This is a genomic window from Jannaschia rubra (assembly GCF_001403735.1).
GTDB lineage: Bacteria > Pseudomonadota > Alphaproteobacteria > Rhodobacterales > Rhodobacteraceae > Jannaschia > Jannaschia rubra.
Genome location: NZ_CXPG01000012.1, coordinates 221431 through 236094, shown reverse-complemented (window position 1 = coordinate 236094; position 14664 = coordinate 221431). Strand labels below are relative to the sequence as shown.

The following is a 14664-nucleotide window of genomic DNA, read 5'->3' as shown; positions in this document are numbered from 1 at the left end:
ATGAACCGGGGAGAGGAGCCCCGGCCTTGAGGGAGGGGACCATGGCATCGTTCGCCACCAAGCAGGACATCCTGGACATCGCGGCCGCCGAGCCTTGGGAAAAGGCGCAGCCCGCGGCCACGATCTACGGCCTGCTGAGCAAGACGAAGGACGCCCACGGCGACCGCCCGGCGATCAGCTACCAGCTCTTTTCCGGTCCCGGCGACCCGGCCGAGACCCTGACCTGGACGCAGTTCCACGGCCAGGTCACGCAGGCCGCCAACCTGTTCCGAAGCCTGGGCGTCTCCGAGACGGACACCGTGGCCTATGTCCTGCCCAACTGCACCGAATGCGCGACCGTCCTTCTGGGCGGCATGGTCGCGGGCATCGCCAACCCCATCAATCCGCTGCTCGACCCCGAGCAGATCGCCGCCATCCTGCGCGAGACGCGGGCCCGCGTCGTCGTCACCCTGCGCGCCTTCCCCAAGACCGACGTGGCGCAGAAGGTGGCCGAGGCCGTCCGCCTCGCCCCCGGCGTCGAGACAGTGCTGGAGGTCGATCTCCACCGCTACCTGACCGGCATCAAGCGTCTGGTCGTGCCGCTGATGCGTCCGAAGGTGCGGGTGGAGCACAAGGCCCGCGTGCTGGATTTCACCGCCGAACTCGCCCGGCAGCCCGCCGACCGCCTGACCTTCGACGACAGCGCGGGCGACCGGATCGGCGCCTATTTCCACACGGGCGGCACGACGGGCATGCCCAAGGTGGCGCAGCACCTCTATTCGGGGATGATCTACAACGGCTGGATCGGCCATCGCCTTCTGTTCACCGAACGCGACAACATCCTCTGCCCGCTGCCGCTGTTCCACGTCTTCGCCTGCCATGTCATCCTGATGGCCGCCGTGGCCTCGGGCGCGCATGTCGTCTTCCCGACGCCGCAGGGCTATCGGGGGGAAGGCGTCTTCGACAACATCTGGAAGCTGATCGAGCGGTGGAAGATCACCTTCCTCATCACCGTGCCCACCGCCATGTCCGCCATGATGCAGCGTCCCGTCGATGCCGATATCGAATCCGTCAAGACCGCCTTCTGCGGCTCCTCCCCCCTGCCGATCGAATTGTTCAAGCGGTTCGAGAAGACCACCGGCGTCACCGTCGTCGAAGGCTACGGCCTGACCGAGGCGACCTGCCTCGTCTCCTGCAACCCGCCCGACGGCGAGAAGAAGATCGGCTCGGTCGGCATCCCCTTCATGCACACCGAGGTGAAGATCCTGCGGTCCAAGGGCGATGGTCCCGTCGAATGTGCCGTGGACGAGGTGGGAGAGATCTGCGTGGCCAGCCCCGGCGTCTATGCCGGCTCGACCTACACCGAGGTCGACAAGAACCACGACCTGTTCCACCACGACCGCTACCTGCGGACGGGCGACCTGGGCCGGATCGACGCCGACGGCTATCTCTGGATTACCGGGCGGGCCAAAGACCTCATCATCCGCGGCGGCCACAACATCGACCCCGCCGAGATCGAGGAGGCGCTGGCCGGCCACCCCGCCGTCGCCGTCGTGGGCGCCATCGGCCAGCCCGATGCCTTCGCGGGGGAATTGCCCTGCGCCTACGTCGAACTGGTCGCCGGGGCGACGGCCACCCCGGAGGAATTGATCGACTACTGCCGCGACCACGTCCACGAACGCGCCGCCCGGCCCAAGTACATCGAGATCATGGACGAACTGCCCAAGACCGCCGTGGGCAAGGTCTTCAAGCCCGACCTGCGCCGCCTGGCCATCGCCCGCGTCTATGACGCGGCCCTGACTGAGGCCGGGGTGAATGCCCGCGTGGCCCGCGTGATCGAGGACAAGAAGCGCGGTCTCGTCGCGCAGCTGGAGCGGACGGGCGAGGCCACCGATGCCGATGTCGCCGCCGTCATGGGGCATTACACCCGGCCCTGGGAATGGGGCTGACGCGGCCCTCCGGTTGCACCCCCCGGGCCGGCCACGTTACCATCGCCGCGAAAGCAAGGAGATGGCCATGTACGATCGCATCCTGGTTCCGGTGGACCTCGCCCATGCCGACAAGCTGACCCGTGCGCTGGACACGGCCGTGACGCTGGGCAAGCCGAACGGCGCCACGCTGATCTATGTGGGCGTGGCCCCGACGGTGCCCGGCCCCGCGGGCCGCAACCCGGAGGAATTCGCCACCCGCCTGCGCGCCTTCGCCGACGGCCAGCATGCGCTCCACGGCCTGCCGGTCGACTCCGAGACCATCGTCTCGCACGATCCCTCCATCGACCTGCGCGACAAGCTCGTGCAGGCGGCCAGGGACCGCGACGTCGATCTGGTGGTCATGGCGACCCACGTCCCGGGCATGGCCGACAACTGGTTCAAGGGCAACGCCGCCCATGTCGCGCAGCACGCGCCCATGTCGGTCTTCGTCGTCCGCTGACGGGGTTCACCCTTCGTTAACTGCTCGGCCCCAGAACGGCCGGGCTAGCGATTGGACGACGACGGGTCACGACTTGCCCGCCGGCATCGCCGGGACATCCCCGGCAACCCGTGGTCAACCACGGGGGCAGGACGACGGGGCCGCGTATCGCAGTGCGCGCACCCCGGACAGGACCCGCCCGCCCATCCGGGCGCGGCGCCGGTTTTCCTCCCATCGGGCACAGGACGCCCGACCCCGAGCATCCGGGCCATCCGGCGGCATGGTCCGACCGGCCCCGCGTTTCGTTGCCCGCAACGAAAAAGACGCCCGCTTTCGCAGGCGTCCCGTCTGTCTCATTCCGCTCGGCGGTCGTCAGTCCAGGACGACCAGGTCCGATGCCGATGCCCGTCCGTCCCGCCCTTCGCGCATCTCGAACTGGACCTTCTGGTTGTCGCGCAACCCGGTCAACCCGGCCTGCTCGACGGCGGAGATGTGGACGAACACGTCCTTTCCACCATCGTCGGGCGCGATGAAGCCGAACCCTTTCGTCGTGTTGAACCATTTCACGGTGCCGGTCGCCATTCCCGTGCCTCCCAACTCTCGTCCCGCCCGCACCATCGCGGCGGCGTGGCGCATGGGCGGCCCGGGGTCTGCCGTCCGCATCCGACCGCCCAACACGACAATCGAGCTAACGTCCGCGTTGAAAACGTCAAGAGGCGCGGGCACAACGTGAAAATCCGGCGAAAGGACGATGGATGATCACCCTGCACGGCCTGCGCGCCTGCGACACCTGCCGCCGCGCCCTGCGCGCGCTCGAGGGGGCGGGCCACGACGTCCGCCTGCGCGACCTGCGCGACGACCCGCCCGACCGCGCCGGGATCGCGCGTTGGCGCGCCACGCTCGGGCCCGCATTGCTCAACACCCGCTCGACGACCTGGCGCGGTCTGGATGCGGACGAAAGGCGCGCCGACCCCGTCACCCTGATGGCCGCGCATCCGACCTTGGTGAAGCGGCCGGTGGTCGAGATGCCGGACGGCACCCTGCACCTCGGCTGGACACCCGCGACGCGGGCGACGCTCGGCCTCTGACATTCAGCCTTGGGGCATCCGCAGCACCGTGCTGCGCCCTCCCCGCTGATAGCTGAGTTCGCTTTCCCCGATCCCCGTCACCCGCCCGCGGTCGAGCTGGTCGCCCACCTTGACCTTGACGTAGCGGCCGTTCGGCATCCGCACCAGCGCCCGCCGGGCCTGCGGCTGGCCGTAGACCCCGATCAGGTTCATCTCGCGCATGCGCAAGGCGTTCGACTGGGTGGCCGCGCGCGCGACGCTGCCGCCGGCGGACCGGACGGTCTGGCGGCCCTGGTCGGCGCTGGTCGCCGCGGGTTGCTGGCTCGCCGTGCTGGCGCCCGCGGCAGCGGCCTGCTCTCGCCGGGCGGTGACGTAGCGGGCGGCGGCCTGCTCCACCGCCCGGGGCCGGGCACCCGGGCGGACCGACCGCGCGAGGGCAAGGCCGGACGACGGCCCGGCCGGCGCGACCTGCACCTGCGGAGCGTTGGCGAGCGACGCGGCGGCGGCGGCGGTCGCGGCCTCGATGGCGGCGAGCGCTTCCTCCTCCGCGACCTCCGATGCGGCCTGGGCAGCGGCGTCCGATGCGGCTTGCGCGGCAGCTGCGGCGGCGACAACCCGGTCGGGGCGTTGCTCGGGACGGGTGCGGGTGATCTCGGCGCGACTCAGGCCGCTGAAGGCCGCGCGCTCGATCTGTTCGGAGGCATCGTCGGGTCTGGGCGCGGGACGCACACGCGACAGGATGATGCGCCGCGCCTCGTCCTCGGCGGTGCGGCTGGCCGTCTCGGCGGTGCCCGCTTCCTCCGGCCGGACACGGGGCTGGATGTCGGGCCGTCCGGCCACCACGCGGTATCCGCCGGGCGCGAGCGTTCCGGCCTCCGTCGCCACGACCAGGCCGTCGTCGTTCGTGTCGAACGCGGTGCCCGCCGGGGCGGGGACGGTCTGGGGCGCGAAGGCGTCGGTGGGCGGCTGCATCCGGGGCAGCGCTACGGCGTCGCCGTCGAAGACCACGGGGTCGATGGAGGCGACGTAGACGTCGCCGATGTCCTGTGGCGCGGGGCCGGTGCCGATGACGGGCGCGTCGCCCGTCGCGCGGTCGCGCGCGGCGGCGATGGTCCGCAAAGCGTCGGCCTGCGGATCGGACAGCGGCACGACGGGCAGCGGCACGACAGGCAGGGGCGGATCCGCCTGCCCCGCATCGGCGGTGTCGCGCCGAGCACCCGCCTGACTGCTGTCCGGCAGCAGAAGGGTCGTATCGGTATCTTCGGGCGCCGCCGTTTCGGCGGGGACGACGCCTGCGGGAGCGGCGTCGTCGGGCCTGTCGCCCAGCAGCCAGAACGCCAGGGCACCCAGCACCAGCAAAAGCGCCGCCACGACGTAGAGCCAGCGCCGCGAAGCGCCCCGACCGGCCTGCGACGCCTGTTCGCGTGCGAGGCCCGGCAGAGCCAGGGCGATCGCGTCGTCCTCCGCCGGAGGGGTCCGGGCCGTTCCTTCGCGCCTGCCCAGCCGTCGGCCGAAACCCGACGCGCGTGCGGCGAGGGTGCCGCCGCCCCTGTGCTTCTCGGACGGCTTGCCATCGCCCATCAGCGACCCGCCCATTACCGCCGCCATGTCGTCCAGCGCATCGACCGGCGCGAGCTTCGGGCGCGGCGGCGCGACGGGGGCGTCGAGATCGGGCAGGGGGGTGTCGTCCAGCGGTTCGGGATCATCGACAGGAACGACCGGGGCAGACAGGCGCGGGGCGATCCGCGTGACCTTCGGATCGTCCGCCGCCCGGTCGCCGTTCGACCCTTTGCGCCGACTGCTGAAGGCGGGCGTGGGCGGGCCGGGGGGCGGCGCGGGCCGCGCGGGGCGGGCGAACATCGGCTCCTCCACCGACCGGGCCGGGGGGGTCACGTCGGCGGCGGTCGTCGCGGGGTCGCGAACGATGCGAAGGGCGGGTTTCTCGCCCTCCGGCTGTGGTTGGGGGTCCGGTTCCGTCGGGGCAGGGGTCTGCTCGGGCTCGGGTTCCGGCGCCTGCGGTTCGGGGTCCGCGGGGGGCGGGGCCTGGAGCTCGGCCTCGGGCTTTTCTACCGGGACCTTGGCTTCGGCACCGGGCACGTCGGCACCGGGTACGTCGGGGGCGGGCACGGCGGCGATGCCGTCGCCCAGGTCGAGCGCAAGGCGGGCCCCGCCCAGCAGGTCGCGGGCCAGCGAGGTCGTGCCGAAATCGGGAATCCCCGGATAGATCGCGTCCGTGGGGTTGCCGATAATGGCCACGGGACGGAAGCCGTGATCGGCGGCGAAGGCCTCGGCCTCGGCCAGCGTCTCGGTCGCCACCACGGCCACCTGCAACCGGTCGCCGCGTTCGACGTAGTCGAAGCTCAGATCCTCGACGTCGTAAGGGGTCCGTCCGCGCAGGAGCGACCGGATCGTCACCTTGGGGTCGCGGTCGTCGCGCTCCAGCGAAGTGAACATGAGCTGGCTGTCCGGCAGGACCAGGATCGACGCAAAATCCTCGCCCACGCGGGCGACGCAACGGTCGCGCAACCGCGCCAGCGCGTCGGGCAGGTCGGGCGCGTCGAGCCGCACCATGCCTTCGCGCCACCATTTGCCGTGGTCCGGTCCGTCGGGGGCGCGCGACAGCACGATGATGCCGTCGAGGGAGAGATCAAGGGCGATCTGAGGTGTCATGCGGCCCGCCTAGCATGGGTGTGCCGCCCCGAAGCGGGACGTAGGGTCGAAGCGGAGTCTATGGCAGCTTGCCGCCCATGGAAAGGTGGCGGACCCCACCCGCGAAGGCGGGGTTGCGCGGCCGGGCAGGCACCCGCCTATTCCGCCGCCGCCTTGCCCGCCGCGCGCGTCAGCGCCTGATCCAGGTCGGCGATCAGGTCGTCCGCATCCTCGATCCCGACCGAGACGCGCACGATGTCCGGGCCCGCGTTCGCGGCGATCTGCTGCTCGGGCGAAAGCTGACGGTGGGTGGTGGACGCGGGATGGATCACGAGGCTGCGCGTGTCGCCCAGGTTGGCGACGTGGCTGAAGATCTCGACGCTGTCGATGAAGCGGACGCAGGCGTCGTAGCCGTCCTTCAGCGCGAAGGTGAACAGGCCGCCCGCGCCCTTGGGGCAGACCTCCTTCGCCCGGTCGTGCCAGGGCGACGAAGGCAGGCCGGCATAGGTCACATGCGCGACGGCGGGGTGTTTTTCGAGCCAGGCGGCGATCTTCTCGGCATTGGCGACGTGGCGGTCCATCCGCAGCGACAGGGTTTCCACCCCCATCAGGGTGTAATGCGCGGCCTGGGGGTTCAGCGTCATCCCGAGGTCGCGCAGGCCCACGGCGATGCCGTGGAAGGTGAAGGCCAAGGCGCCGAAGGTCTCGTGGAACTTGAGGCCGTGATAGGCCGGCTCCGGCTCCGAGAGGGAGGGGAACTTGCCCGAGGCCGACCAGTCAAAGGTGCCCGAGTCGACCACGCAGCCGCCTGTGACGGTGCCGTTGCCGGTCAGGTATTTCGTCAGCGAATGGACGACCAGCGTGGCCCCCATCTCGATCGGGCGCATCAGGTAGGGGGTGGCGGTCGTGTTGTCTATGATGAGTGGCAGGCCCGCGGCGTCGGCCACGTCGGCCACGGCGCGCACGTCCATCACCCAGCCGCCGGGGTTGGCGATGCCTTCGCCGAAGATCGCGCGGGTGTCGTCGTCGATGGCGTCGCGGACCGCGTCGAGGTCATCGAAGTCGACGAAGCGCGCGGACCAGCCGAAGCGCTTGATGGTCTGGCTGAACTGCGTGACCGTTCCGCCGTAAAGGCGCGTCGAGGCCACGATGTTGCATCCCGGCCGCATCAGCGGGAACAGCGCCATGATCTGTGCGGCGTGCCCCGAGGAACAGCAGACCGCGCCGGCCCCGCCTTCCAGCGTGGCGATGCGTTCCTGAAGCACGGCGACGGTGGGGTTCGTCAGGCGGGAGTAGATGAAGCCGACCTCCTGCAGGTTGAACAGGGCGGCCGCATGTTCCGCGTCGCGGAAGACATAGGCCGTGGTCTGGTAGATCGGCGTCTGCCGCGCCCCCGTCGCCGGATCCGGGCGGGCGCCCGCGTGGATCTGCAGCGTCTCGAAGCCTAGTGTACGCGTTCCGGTCATCGGTCCCTCCCCTGCGGTCGGCGGCAGGATACAGACGCCGCGCCACGACGGCCAGTGGGCAATCGCGCCAGAGCGTGGCAGGGTCCCGCCGTCTGCGCAGAGGAGTGCCCATGGCCTGGATCTATCTTGCCCTCGCCGCCGTGTTCGAGGTGACCTTCGCGATGTCGATGAAGCTGTCCGAGGGGTTCACGCGCCCCCTGGCCAGCGGCGTCACCGTGGTCAGCGTCGTGCTGGGCATGGGTCTTCTGACGCTGGCGATGCGGGGGTTGCCCGTGTCGGTGGCCTATCCGATCTGGACGGCGGTGGGCACGCTGGGCACCGTCGTGCTGGGCTGGCTTTGGCTGGGCGAGGCGATGACCGTGACCAAGGCCCTGTCGGCGGGGCTGATCGTGGCCGGGGTCGCAGGGCTGAAGGCATCGGCGGGTTGACGGGGCGGCCGCCGCCGCAACCTTGACCGCGCGCGCGGGGGGTGTAGGACGGGGGCCGGACACCTGCGGAGGAACGACATGGCCGGATTTCTGACACGCATGTTCGGATGGTGGAACGGGCAGAGCTATGGCACCGCGCTCTGGACCCGCCGCAAGGGCAACAAGGTGGGCGAGGACGAGCTGGGCAACGTCTACTACCGCAACGCCTACGACAGCCGCCGCTGGGTCTGGTACGTGGGCGACAACGACGCAAGCCGGGTGCCGCCCGAATGGCACGGCTGGCTGCACCATACGTTCGCCCTGCCGCCGACGCGCGACCCGCTGGTCCGGCAGGTCTGGGAAAAGCCCTATCAGCCCAACATGACCGGGACGGAGGAGGCGTTCTTCCGCAAGGGATCGCTGCGCCGGGCCGACGTGAAGCCCGCCCGCGACTATGAGGCGTGGAAGCCCGAGTGATGCGCGCGGCCCTTGCAACGCTGCTCGCCTGCCTTGCGTCCGGCGCCGGCGCGCAGGCGGTGCAGACGGGCGACGGCATCGGGGCCGTGCTGCGGACGCTCGACAAGACGTCGGGCGAGGTGATCGACGTCGAGATGGAGGTGGGCCAGACCATGGCTTACGGGCCGTTGCAGGTGACGCTGCACGAATGCCGATATCCGGCGAACAACCCCACAGGCGACGCCTTCGGCCTGATCCAGGTCGTGAACGCGCGCGAGGTGAAGGAGCTGTTCGCGGGCTGGATGGTCGCATCGTCGCCCGCGCTGAACGCGCTGGAGAACCGGCGCTATGACGTCTGGCTTCTGAGGTGCCTGACCGCAGACTGATCGGGAACGGGTCCTTCCAGACGCGCCGTCCGCGCCAGCGCGTCGCGCAGGCGGTCGTGATAGGCTGCGCGCGTGATCTCGATGCCCCCCAGAGAGGCGAGGTGATCGGTCAGGAACTGCGTGTCGAACAACATGAACCCCTGCCGCCGCAGCAGCGTGACCATGTAGGCCAGCGCCACCTTGGAGGCGTCGGTGCGGCGCGAGAACATGGACTCGCCGAAGAATGCCGCCCCCAGCGTGACGCCGTAGACACCGCCGGCAAGCACCTCGCCATCCCAGATTTCGAGCGAATGGGCGAAGCCGCGCGCGTGCAGATCGGCGTAGAGCGCGGCGATCCCGGGGTTGATCCAGGTCTCCTCCCGATCCGCACAACCGTCGAGGACCCCCGCGAAGTCGGCGTTCAACGTCACCCCGAACCGCCCGCGCCCGATCACCCGCGACAGGCTGCGCGACATGCGGAACCCGTCGAGCGGCAGGATGCCCCGGCGGCGGGGATCGACCCAGAAGATGTCAGGATCGTCACGCCGCTCGGCCATGGGAAAGACGCCCGAGGCATAGGCGCTCAGCAGCAGGTCGGAGGTGATCTCGGTCGTGTCGCGCGGCATGGGGCGAAGATAGGCGGGGGAGCGGGCGAGGGGAAGCGGGTGCTCTAGCGGCAGGAGGAGACGCCCAGCGCGCGCGACGAGTCCTCCCCGCCCCGACGTCCGAACAGCGAGGGGTCATAAGGCCGCGTGGCGAGGTCGTCATGATACAGCGAGAGCGCCGCGAAGGCGCAGCGGCAGCGGCCCGCGCCCAGATCGCAGCCGCGCATGAAGGGCGTGTCGGCCATTGCCCGAAAGGTCAGGGCAAGGCTTTCGTCGAGCGTGTTGAGGTAACGGACGGCGTTCCCCTTGCAGGGCGGCAGGAGCACGGCATCCGCTTCCGAAAGCGCGCGGGACGCCTGCGGCGCGAAGCCGCTGCCGAACGCGGACAGGCCGCCGATGGCGGCGGTGCGGAAAGCGCCGGATACTTGCCGAAGGCCATCGAGCGGCGTGACGCCGCACCCCATCGAAAAGCCCCCCGCCCAATGCAGTGCCGCGACCATCTGCGCCTGGCCCAGCGTGACGGGATCGCCGGCGAGGATATCGTTCAACGCCGTCTCGACACCCGAAGTCGCGGGGGCGGGCGGCATGTCGCTTGTAACCGGGTCGGGGAGGACGATGCCCGCGCGGTCGAAAGCGGCGACGGCGGCCGTGTCGGACCGGTCGCCCAGCATCACGCCCAGCAGATTCCAGTCGCGCCCGCGCCCGTCCACCCGCCTGCTGTCGCCGTTCCAGAAAACGGTGAAGCTGCCCCCGATTACGTCGATGCGGTTTCCCGCGCCGTCGATGACGATGTTCTGCTGCGTCCGGGCATCGTACGGCGGAACGTCCCAGCCGGCGCGTTCGAGCGCGCAGGCGGTGTCGAGGGAGATTTGGCCGACATCCGCGGGCCCGAGCCGGCAATCCGCGTCCTGCGCGGCGGAGGGACCGGCACCCAGGGAAAGGCAGAGCGCGAGCGACCGCAGGGCATGGCGGAACGGGTCAGGCATGGGCATTCCCGGCAGTCGCAGCTTCACGGTCATGAGGTCAGCCTATCACATTCGCGCCTGTTTTTGAAACGTCCGAACCCGTCGCCGGTTCTTACCCGAGGTTCCGCTCCAGCCACTTTTCCAGCCAATGGATGTTGTAGTCGCCCGCCTGGATCGTCGGATTGTCGAGCAGGTCGAAGAACAACGGAATGGTGGTATCCACACCGTCGATGATCAATTCGCCCAGCGACCGACGCAGGCGCGCCAGGGCGGCGGGGCGGTCGGGGCCGTGCACGATGAGCTTGCCGATCAGCGAATCGTAGTAGGGTGGGATGCGGTATCCGTCGTAGAGCGCCGAATCCATCCGCACGCCCAACCCGCCAGGCGCGTGATACTGCGTGATCCTGCCGGGCGAGGGGGAGAAGGACGGAAGCTTCTCGGCGTTGATCCGAACCTCGATGGCGTGGCCTTCGATGCGCAGATCTTCCTGTCGGAACGACATTTCCTCGCCTGCGGCGACGCGGATCTGCTCGCGCACGAGGTCGACGCCGAAGATCGCCTCGGTCACGGGATGTTCGACCTGAAGGCGGGTGTTCATCTCGATGAAGTAGAACTCGCCGTCCTCGTACAGGAACTCGATCGTGCCCGCGCCGGAGTAGCCGATGCGCGCCACGGCCTCGGCGCAGGTACGCCCGATCTCGGCGCGCTGCTCGGGCGTGATGGAGGGGCCGGGCGCCTCCTCCAGCACCTTCTGGTGGCGGCGTTGCAGGGAACAGTCGCGCTCGCCCAGATGGACGGCGCGGCCCTTGCCGTCGCCGAAGACCTGAACTTCGATATGGCGGGGGGTGGTGAGGTATTTCTCCAGATAGACCTCGTCGTTGCCGAAGGCGGCCTTGGCCTCGGCGCGGGCGGTGCGGAAGGCGGTCTCCATCTCGGCGGCGGTCTTCGCCAACTTCATGCCGCGGCCGCCCCCGCCGGCCGTCGCCTTGACGATGACGGGATAGCCGATCTCGGCTCCGATGCGCTGCGCATCCTCCAGCGTCGGCACGCCGCCGTCCGAGCCGGGCACGCAGGGGACGCCCAGCTTCTGCATGGTGTCCTTGGCGGTGATCTTGTCGCCCATGACGCGGATGTGTTCCGCCGAGGGACCGATGAAGGTGATGTTGTGATCTTCGAGAACCTGCACGAAGGCCGCGTTCTCCGACAGGAAGCCGTAGCCGGGATGGATCGCCTCGGCGCCCGTGATCTCGCAGGCCGAGACGATGGCGGGGATCGACAGGTAGGACTGGCTGCTGGGCGCGGGGCCGATGCAGATCGATTCGTCGGCCATGCGGACGTGCATCGCGTCGGCGTCGGCGGTCGAATGGACGGCAACGGTGGCCACGCCCATCTCGCGCGCGGCACGGACGACGCGCAGGGCGATCTCGCCGCGGTTGGCGATGAGGATTTTCTTGAACATCTCGCGCCTATCCCAGGATCACGAGGGGGGCACCGTATTCGACGGGGGCGCCGTCCTCGACGAGGATGCGCTTGACGGTGCCGGCGCGGGGGGACGGGATCTGGTTCATGGTCTTCATCGCCTCGACGATGAGGAGGGTCTGGCCCTCGGCCACGCTGTCGCCCACCTGCACGAAAGGCGCCGCGCCGGGTTCGGAGGCGAGGTAGATCGTGCCCACCATGGGCGAGCTGACGGCGCCGGGGTCCTGCGCAGGGTCTTCCTGCGGAGCGGAGGGTGCCGTGGCGGCGGGGGCGCTGGGCGCGGGGACCGAGACCTGGACGGGGGCGGAGGGCGCGGGGGCCGCGACCAGCTGTCGGGCGACGCGCACGTTCAGGGCGTCGTCCTCTCCGTATTCGCGGCTGACCTCGAGTTCGGTCAGGTCGTTCTCGCGCAGAAGCTCGGCCAGTGCCCTGATGAAGGCGACGTCGCTGTCGTGGGTGTTGGTCATTGCCATCTCCGCTGCGTGTTTTTCCGCGCTTACCGCGTTGACGGCCGGAGGGGAAGCACCTGCGCGCGCCGGAACGGACGCCGTGCGCGAAGGGCGGGGCCGGTTTCCCGGCCCCGCCGCAAGTTGTCAGGCGGCGCGGTCGACGGCGGGCTGCCGCGGTGCGCGGGCTTCGACTACGCGCTCCACCTCGGCGCCGAGGCTGGGCATGGCTTCCACTGGGACCGGCAGGCGCGACAGCAGCTCCTGCGCGATCAGGCGGTTCTGAGCGGCCTCGGCATAGCGGCGGGCCCGTGCCTCGTCGGCATCGGTGGCCACTTCTGCGGCCAGCGCGCGGTCGAGCCGCTGCGCGTCGTCCAGGCTTTCGCGCGCGCGCACGACAGTGTCGCCGCCATCGCCACCGGGCCGGAGCGCCGCCGCCGTCTGGCCGGCACGTGCCGCGCCCGGCTGCACGATGGCGGCCACGCGGGGCGGCGCCGCCGCGGCGGGTACCTGCGCCGCGGGCGAAGCTGCGGTCGCCTGTTCCGCGGGGGCGCCGCCGCCCGCGGCGGTACCGCCGCCCGATGCCGCGCTGCCGCCGGCAGCCTGTGACGTATCGCCCGACGCGGAGGCCGCGCCGGTCGGTTCTCTGGTGTTGCCCATGCCGCCGGATTTTCCGGAGAGCCATGGGGATAGTCCGAGGATACCTAGAAGGCTCATCGTGGACCTCTCATCTTCGCAAGAAGCCCCCACCCGGCATGAGGATGTCCCGCCATCATGGCGGCAACGCGGTCATACCGGGGCAAGATTCAGACAGCGTTAACACGTGGCTAACCCTGCAATCGCCCCGTCCCGGTGGAGGACGGCGGGTCGTGCGGCGGTCTTGACGCGGAAGCCGCCGGCGGGGCAGGATCCGGTCAAACGCCGCCGCAAGGCCCGGAGGGGGCGGGTTTTTTCTGTAAAGAAGGTGGCAGCGGCCCGCGTCAACAGTGCGGTGCCGCCGGGGCAGGGAGGCCGCATGACCCGTCACGTCCCCACCGGCAGCCGCATCCGGGAGCGGCGCCTGTCGCTGTCGGTCAAGCAGACCGACCTGGCGGCGCGAGCGGGCATCTCGCCCAGCTACCTCAACCTGATCGAGCACAACCGGCGGGCCATCGGCGGCGGCCTGCTGACGCGGCTGGCCGAGGCGCTGGACGTCGACCGGGCGGCGCTGGCGGAGGACGGGGACGCCGCGCTGGTGGCGGCGGTGGAGGCGGCGGGGGCCGCGCGGGGCATCGCGCCGCGCGCGCTGGAAGATGCGGGCGACCTCGCGCGGCGGTTCCCCGAATGGGGCCGGGTGATCGCGGCGCAGGCGGAGGCGATGGCCGCGCAGGCCCGCACCATCGAGGCGATGGCCGACCGCCTGTCGCACGACCCGACGCTGGCCGATGCCATGCACGAGCTTCTGTCCACGGTCTCGGTGGTCCGGTCCACCGCGTCGATCCTGGCGCAGACGCCCGGCATCGACCGCAACTGGCTGGGCCGGTTCCACGCCAATCTCGACGCCGACAGCCGCCGCCTGGCCGACGGCGCGGAGGCGATGGTCGCGCTGTTCGACCGACAGGCGTCGCGGGGGGCCGACCATTTGCTGCCGTCCGAGGCGGTGTCGCGGTTCCTCGACGCCCACGGCCACAGGTTCGACGCGCTGGAGACGAACGGACCAGCCGCCATCCCCGATCTGGTGGCCGGGATCGACGACCCCGCGGCCCGCGCCATGGCGGCCGAGGTGCTGGCCCGGGATGCGGAAGATGCCGCGCGCCTGCCCGTCGCAGCCGTTCTGGCGGCGACGGAGCCGGACGACCTGATTGCGGCGGCCGGGGGTGACATGGCGCTGGTCCTGCGGCGGATGGGCATCGTCGATCCGGGGAGGGGACTGGTGGTGGCCGACGCTTCGGGCGCGCTGGTGCGGCGCAAGCCGGTGGCGGGCTTCGCGCTGCCGGTGGTGGGGGCGGGGTGCCCGCTCTGGCCGGTGTTCGCGGCCCTGGGCCAGCCGGGCCGCCCCGTCGCCACGACGGTCGAGACGCCCGACGGCGCCCAGTGGCGGGCCCATGCCGTCGCGGCCCCCCTGGCGCCGCAGACCTTCGGCGGCATGGCGGTGATGCGCGCCACGATGCTGCTGACGCGCGTGGGGATGCAGGGGGCGGCGGACCCGGTGGGGCCGGGCTGCCGCGTCTGCCCGCGCGAGGGTTGCGCGGCACGGCGGGAGCCTTCGGTCCTGTCGGGGCGCGGAAGCTGAGCGGGGTGCGGCCCCGGATCCTGTCGTCGCGGCAGGGAAGGCCGTGCTGGACATTGGTGCGCGCTGCCCCGAAACTCCGGTGCAGACGTGACCGGAGGG

Annotated in this window: 15 protein-coding genes; 7 read left to right on the top strand and 8 right to left on the bottom strand. The window is 70.8% G+C overall.

All coding sequences use genetic code 11. The features are described from left to right. The first annotated feature begins 41 nt into the window (after nt 1-41). Entirely contained in the window at nt 42-1928 is a 1887-nt protein-coding gene (locus JAN5088_RS04295; protein ID WP_055681567.1) for an acyl-CoA synthetase, read from the top strand. A gap of 67 nt (nt 1929-1995) precedes the next feature. Beyond that, entirely contained in the window at nt 1996-2409 is a 414-nt protein-coding gene (locus tag JAN5088_RS04290) for a universal stress protein (protein WP_055681566.1), read from the top strand. Between the two features lie 351 nt (nt 2410-2760). Here the strand turns inward: JAN5088_RS04290 and JAN5088_RS04285 are convergent, their stop codons facing one another. Continuing rightward, on the bottom strand, nt 2761-2970 hold the full coding sequence (locus tag JAN5088_RS04285; protein ID WP_055681565.1) for a cold-shock protein: 210 nt from the start codon (nt 2968-2970) through the stop codon (nt 2761-2763). A gap of 173 nt (nt 2971-3143) precedes the next feature. Between JAN5088_RS04285 and JAN5088_RS04280 the strand changes: the two genes are divergently transcribed. Beyond that, complete coding sequence (locus tag JAN5088_RS04280; protein WP_055681564.1) at nt 3144-3476, top strand: arsenate reductase family protein; 333 nt, start codon at nt 3144-3146, stop codon at nt 3474-3476. A gap of 3 nt (nt 3477-3479) precedes the next feature. Here JAN5088_RS04280 and JAN5088_RS04275 read toward each other — a convergent pair whose 3' ends face one another. Further along, on the bottom strand, nt 3480-6125 hold the full coding sequence (locus JAN5088_RS04275) for a hypothetical protein (protein WP_055681563.1): 2646 nt from the start codon (nt 6123-6125) through the stop codon (nt 3480-3482). 137 nt (nt 6126-6262) lie between these two features. Then, nucleotides 6263-7570, bottom strand: a complete 1308-nt coding sequence (locus JAN5088_RS04270) for an O-acetylhomoserine aminocarboxypropyltransferase/cysteine synthase family protein (RefSeq protein ID WP_055681562.1) — start codon at nt 7568-7570, stop codon at nt 6263-6265. 110 nt (nt 7571-7680) lie between these two features. On the opposite strand from JAN5088_RS04270, the gene JAN5088_RS04265 reads away from it, so the two are divergent. The 3 genes from JAN5088_RS04265 to JAN5088_RS04255 all read left to right on the top strand — a co-directional run bounded on the left by JAN5088_RS04265 (nt 7681) and on the right by JAN5088_RS04255 (nt 8819). Further along, nucleotides 7681-7998 (top strand): DMT family transporter, encoded by a 318-nt coding sequence (locus tag JAN5088_RS04265; protein WP_055681561.1) that lies wholly within the window; start codon nt 7681-7683, stop codon nt 7996-7998. 78 nt (nt 7999-8076) lie between these two features. Continuing rightward, nucleotides 8077-8454, top strand: coding sequence for an NADH:ubiquinone oxidoreductase subunit NDUFA12 (locus tag JAN5088_RS04260; protein WP_055681560.1), 378 nt, complete (start codon nt 8077-8079; stop codon nt 8452-8454). Then, the gene (locus JAN5088_RS04255) at nt 8454-8819 is read left to right on the top strand and encodes a DUF2155 domain-containing protein (RefSeq protein ID WP_055681559.1); all 366 of its coding nucleotides are present in this window, start codon (nt 8454-8456) and stop codon (nt 8817-8819) included. Before JAN5088_RS04260 ends, JAN5088_RS04255 begins: the two co-directional genes overlap by 1 nt. Here JAN5088_RS04255 and aat read toward each other — a convergent pair. From aat to JAN5088_RS04230, 5 genes are all read right to left on the bottom strand, one after another. After that, nucleotides 8780-9424, bottom strand: a complete 645-nt coding sequence (gene aat / locus JAN5088_RS04250) for a leucyl/phenylalanyl-tRNA--protein transferase (protein WP_055681558.1) — start codon at nt 9422-9424, stop codon at nt 8780-8782. The two genes, JAN5088_RS04255 and aat, sit on opposite strands and share 40 nt — an antisense overlap. Before the next feature lie 44 nt (nt 9425-9468). Continuing rightward, the gene (locus JAN5088_RS04245; protein WP_055681557.1) at nt 9469-10422 is read right to left on the bottom strand and encodes a hypothetical protein; all 954 of its coding nucleotides are present in this window, start codon (nt 10420-10422) and stop codon (nt 9469-9471) included. 58 nt (nt 10423-10480) lie between these two features. Next, complete coding sequence (gene accC / locus JAN5088_RS04240; RefSeq protein WP_055681556.1) at nt 10481-11827, bottom strand: acetyl-CoA carboxylase biotin carboxylase subunit; 1347 nt, start codon at nt 11825-11827, stop codon at nt 10481-10483. 7 nt (nt 11828-11834) lie between these two features. Continuing rightward, nucleotides 11835-12314: an acetyl-CoA carboxylase biotin carboxyl carrier protein gene (gene accB / locus JAN5088_RS04235; RefSeq protein WP_055681555.1), complete on the bottom strand. Its 480-nt coding sequence runs from the start codon at nt 12312-12314 to the stop codon at nt 11835-11837. A gap of 126 nt (nt 12315-12440) precedes the next feature. Further along, on the bottom strand, nt 12441-12953 hold the full coding sequence (locus JAN5088_RS04230; protein ID WP_055681554.1) for a hypothetical protein: 513 nt from the start codon (nt 12951-12953) through the stop codon (nt 12441-12443). 355 nt (nt 12954-13308) lie between these two features. Between JAN5088_RS04230 and JAN5088_RS19395 the strand changes: the two genes are divergently transcribed. Then, nucleotides 13309-14565 carry a helix-turn-helix transcriptional regulator gene (locus tag JAN5088_RS19395; protein ID WP_055681553.1) on the top strand — a complete coding sequence of 419 codons (1257 nt, stop codon included), beginning with the start codon at nt 13309-13311 and terminating at the stop codon, nt 14563-14565. Nucleotides 14566-14664 lie beyond the last annotated feature (99 nt).

Excerpts from the sequence above, each read along its gene's own strand:
- aat (WP_055681558.1), bottom strand. The coding sequence starts at position 9,424 with ATGCCGCGCGACACGACCGAGATCACCTCCGACCTGCTGCTGAGCGCC.
- accC (WP_055681556.1), bottom strand. The coding sequence starts at position 11,827 with ATGTTCAAGAAAATCCTCATCGCCAACCGCGGCGAGATCGCCCTGCGC.
- JAN5088_RS04265 (WP_055681561.1), top strand. The coding sequence starts at position 7,681 with ATGGCCTGGATCTATCTTGCCCTCGCCGCCGTGTTCGAGGTGACCTTC.
- JAN5088_RS04280 (WP_055681564.1), top strand. The coding sequence starts at position 3,144 with ATGATCACCCTGCACGGCCTGCGCGCCTGCGACACCTGCCGCCGCGCC.
- JAN5088_RS04270 (WP_055681562.1), bottom strand. The coding sequence starts at position 7,570 with ATGACCGGAACGCGTACACTAGGCTTCGAGACGCTGCAGATCCACGCG.
- JAN5088_RS04285 (WP_055681565.1), bottom strand. The coding sequence starts at position 2,970 with ATGGCGACCGGCACCGTGAAATGGTTCAACACGACGAAAGGGTTCGGC.
- JAN5088_RS04230 (WP_055681554.1), bottom strand. The coding sequence starts at position 12,953 with ATGGGCAACACCAGAGAACCGACCGGCGCGGCCTCCGCGTCGGGCGAT.
- JAN5088_RS04260 (WP_055681560.1), top strand. The coding sequence starts at position 8,077 with ATGGCCGGATTTCTGACACGCATGTTCGGATGGTGGAACGGGCAGAGC.
- JAN5088_RS04290 (WP_055681566.1), top strand. The coding sequence starts at position 1,996 with ATGTACGATCGCATCCTGGTTCCGGTGGACCTCGCCCATGCCGACAAG.
- JAN5088_RS04275 (WP_055681563.1), bottom strand. The coding sequence starts at position 6,125 with ATGACACCTCAGATCGCCCTTGATCTCTCCCTCGACGGCATCATCGTG.
- JAN5088_RS19395 (WP_055681553.1), top strand. The coding sequence starts at position 13,309 with ATGACCCGTCACGTCCCCACCGGCAGCCGCATCCGGGAGCGGCGCCTG.
- JAN5088_RS04255 (WP_055681559.1), top strand. The coding sequence starts at position 8,454 with ATGCGCGCGGCCCTTGCAACGCTGCTCGCCTGCCTTGCGTCCGGCGCC.
- JAN5088_RS04245 (WP_055681557.1), bottom strand. The coding sequence starts at position 10,422 with ATGACCGTGAAGCTGCGACTGCCGGGAATGCCCATGCCTGACCCGTTC.
- accB (WP_055681555.1), bottom strand. The coding sequence starts at position 12,314 with ATGACCAACACCCACGACAGCGACGTCGCCTTCATCAGGGCACTGGCC.
- JAN5088_RS04295 (WP_055681567.1), top strand. The coding sequence starts at position 42 with ATGGCATCGTTCGCCACCAAGCAGGACATCCTGGACATCGCGGCCGCC.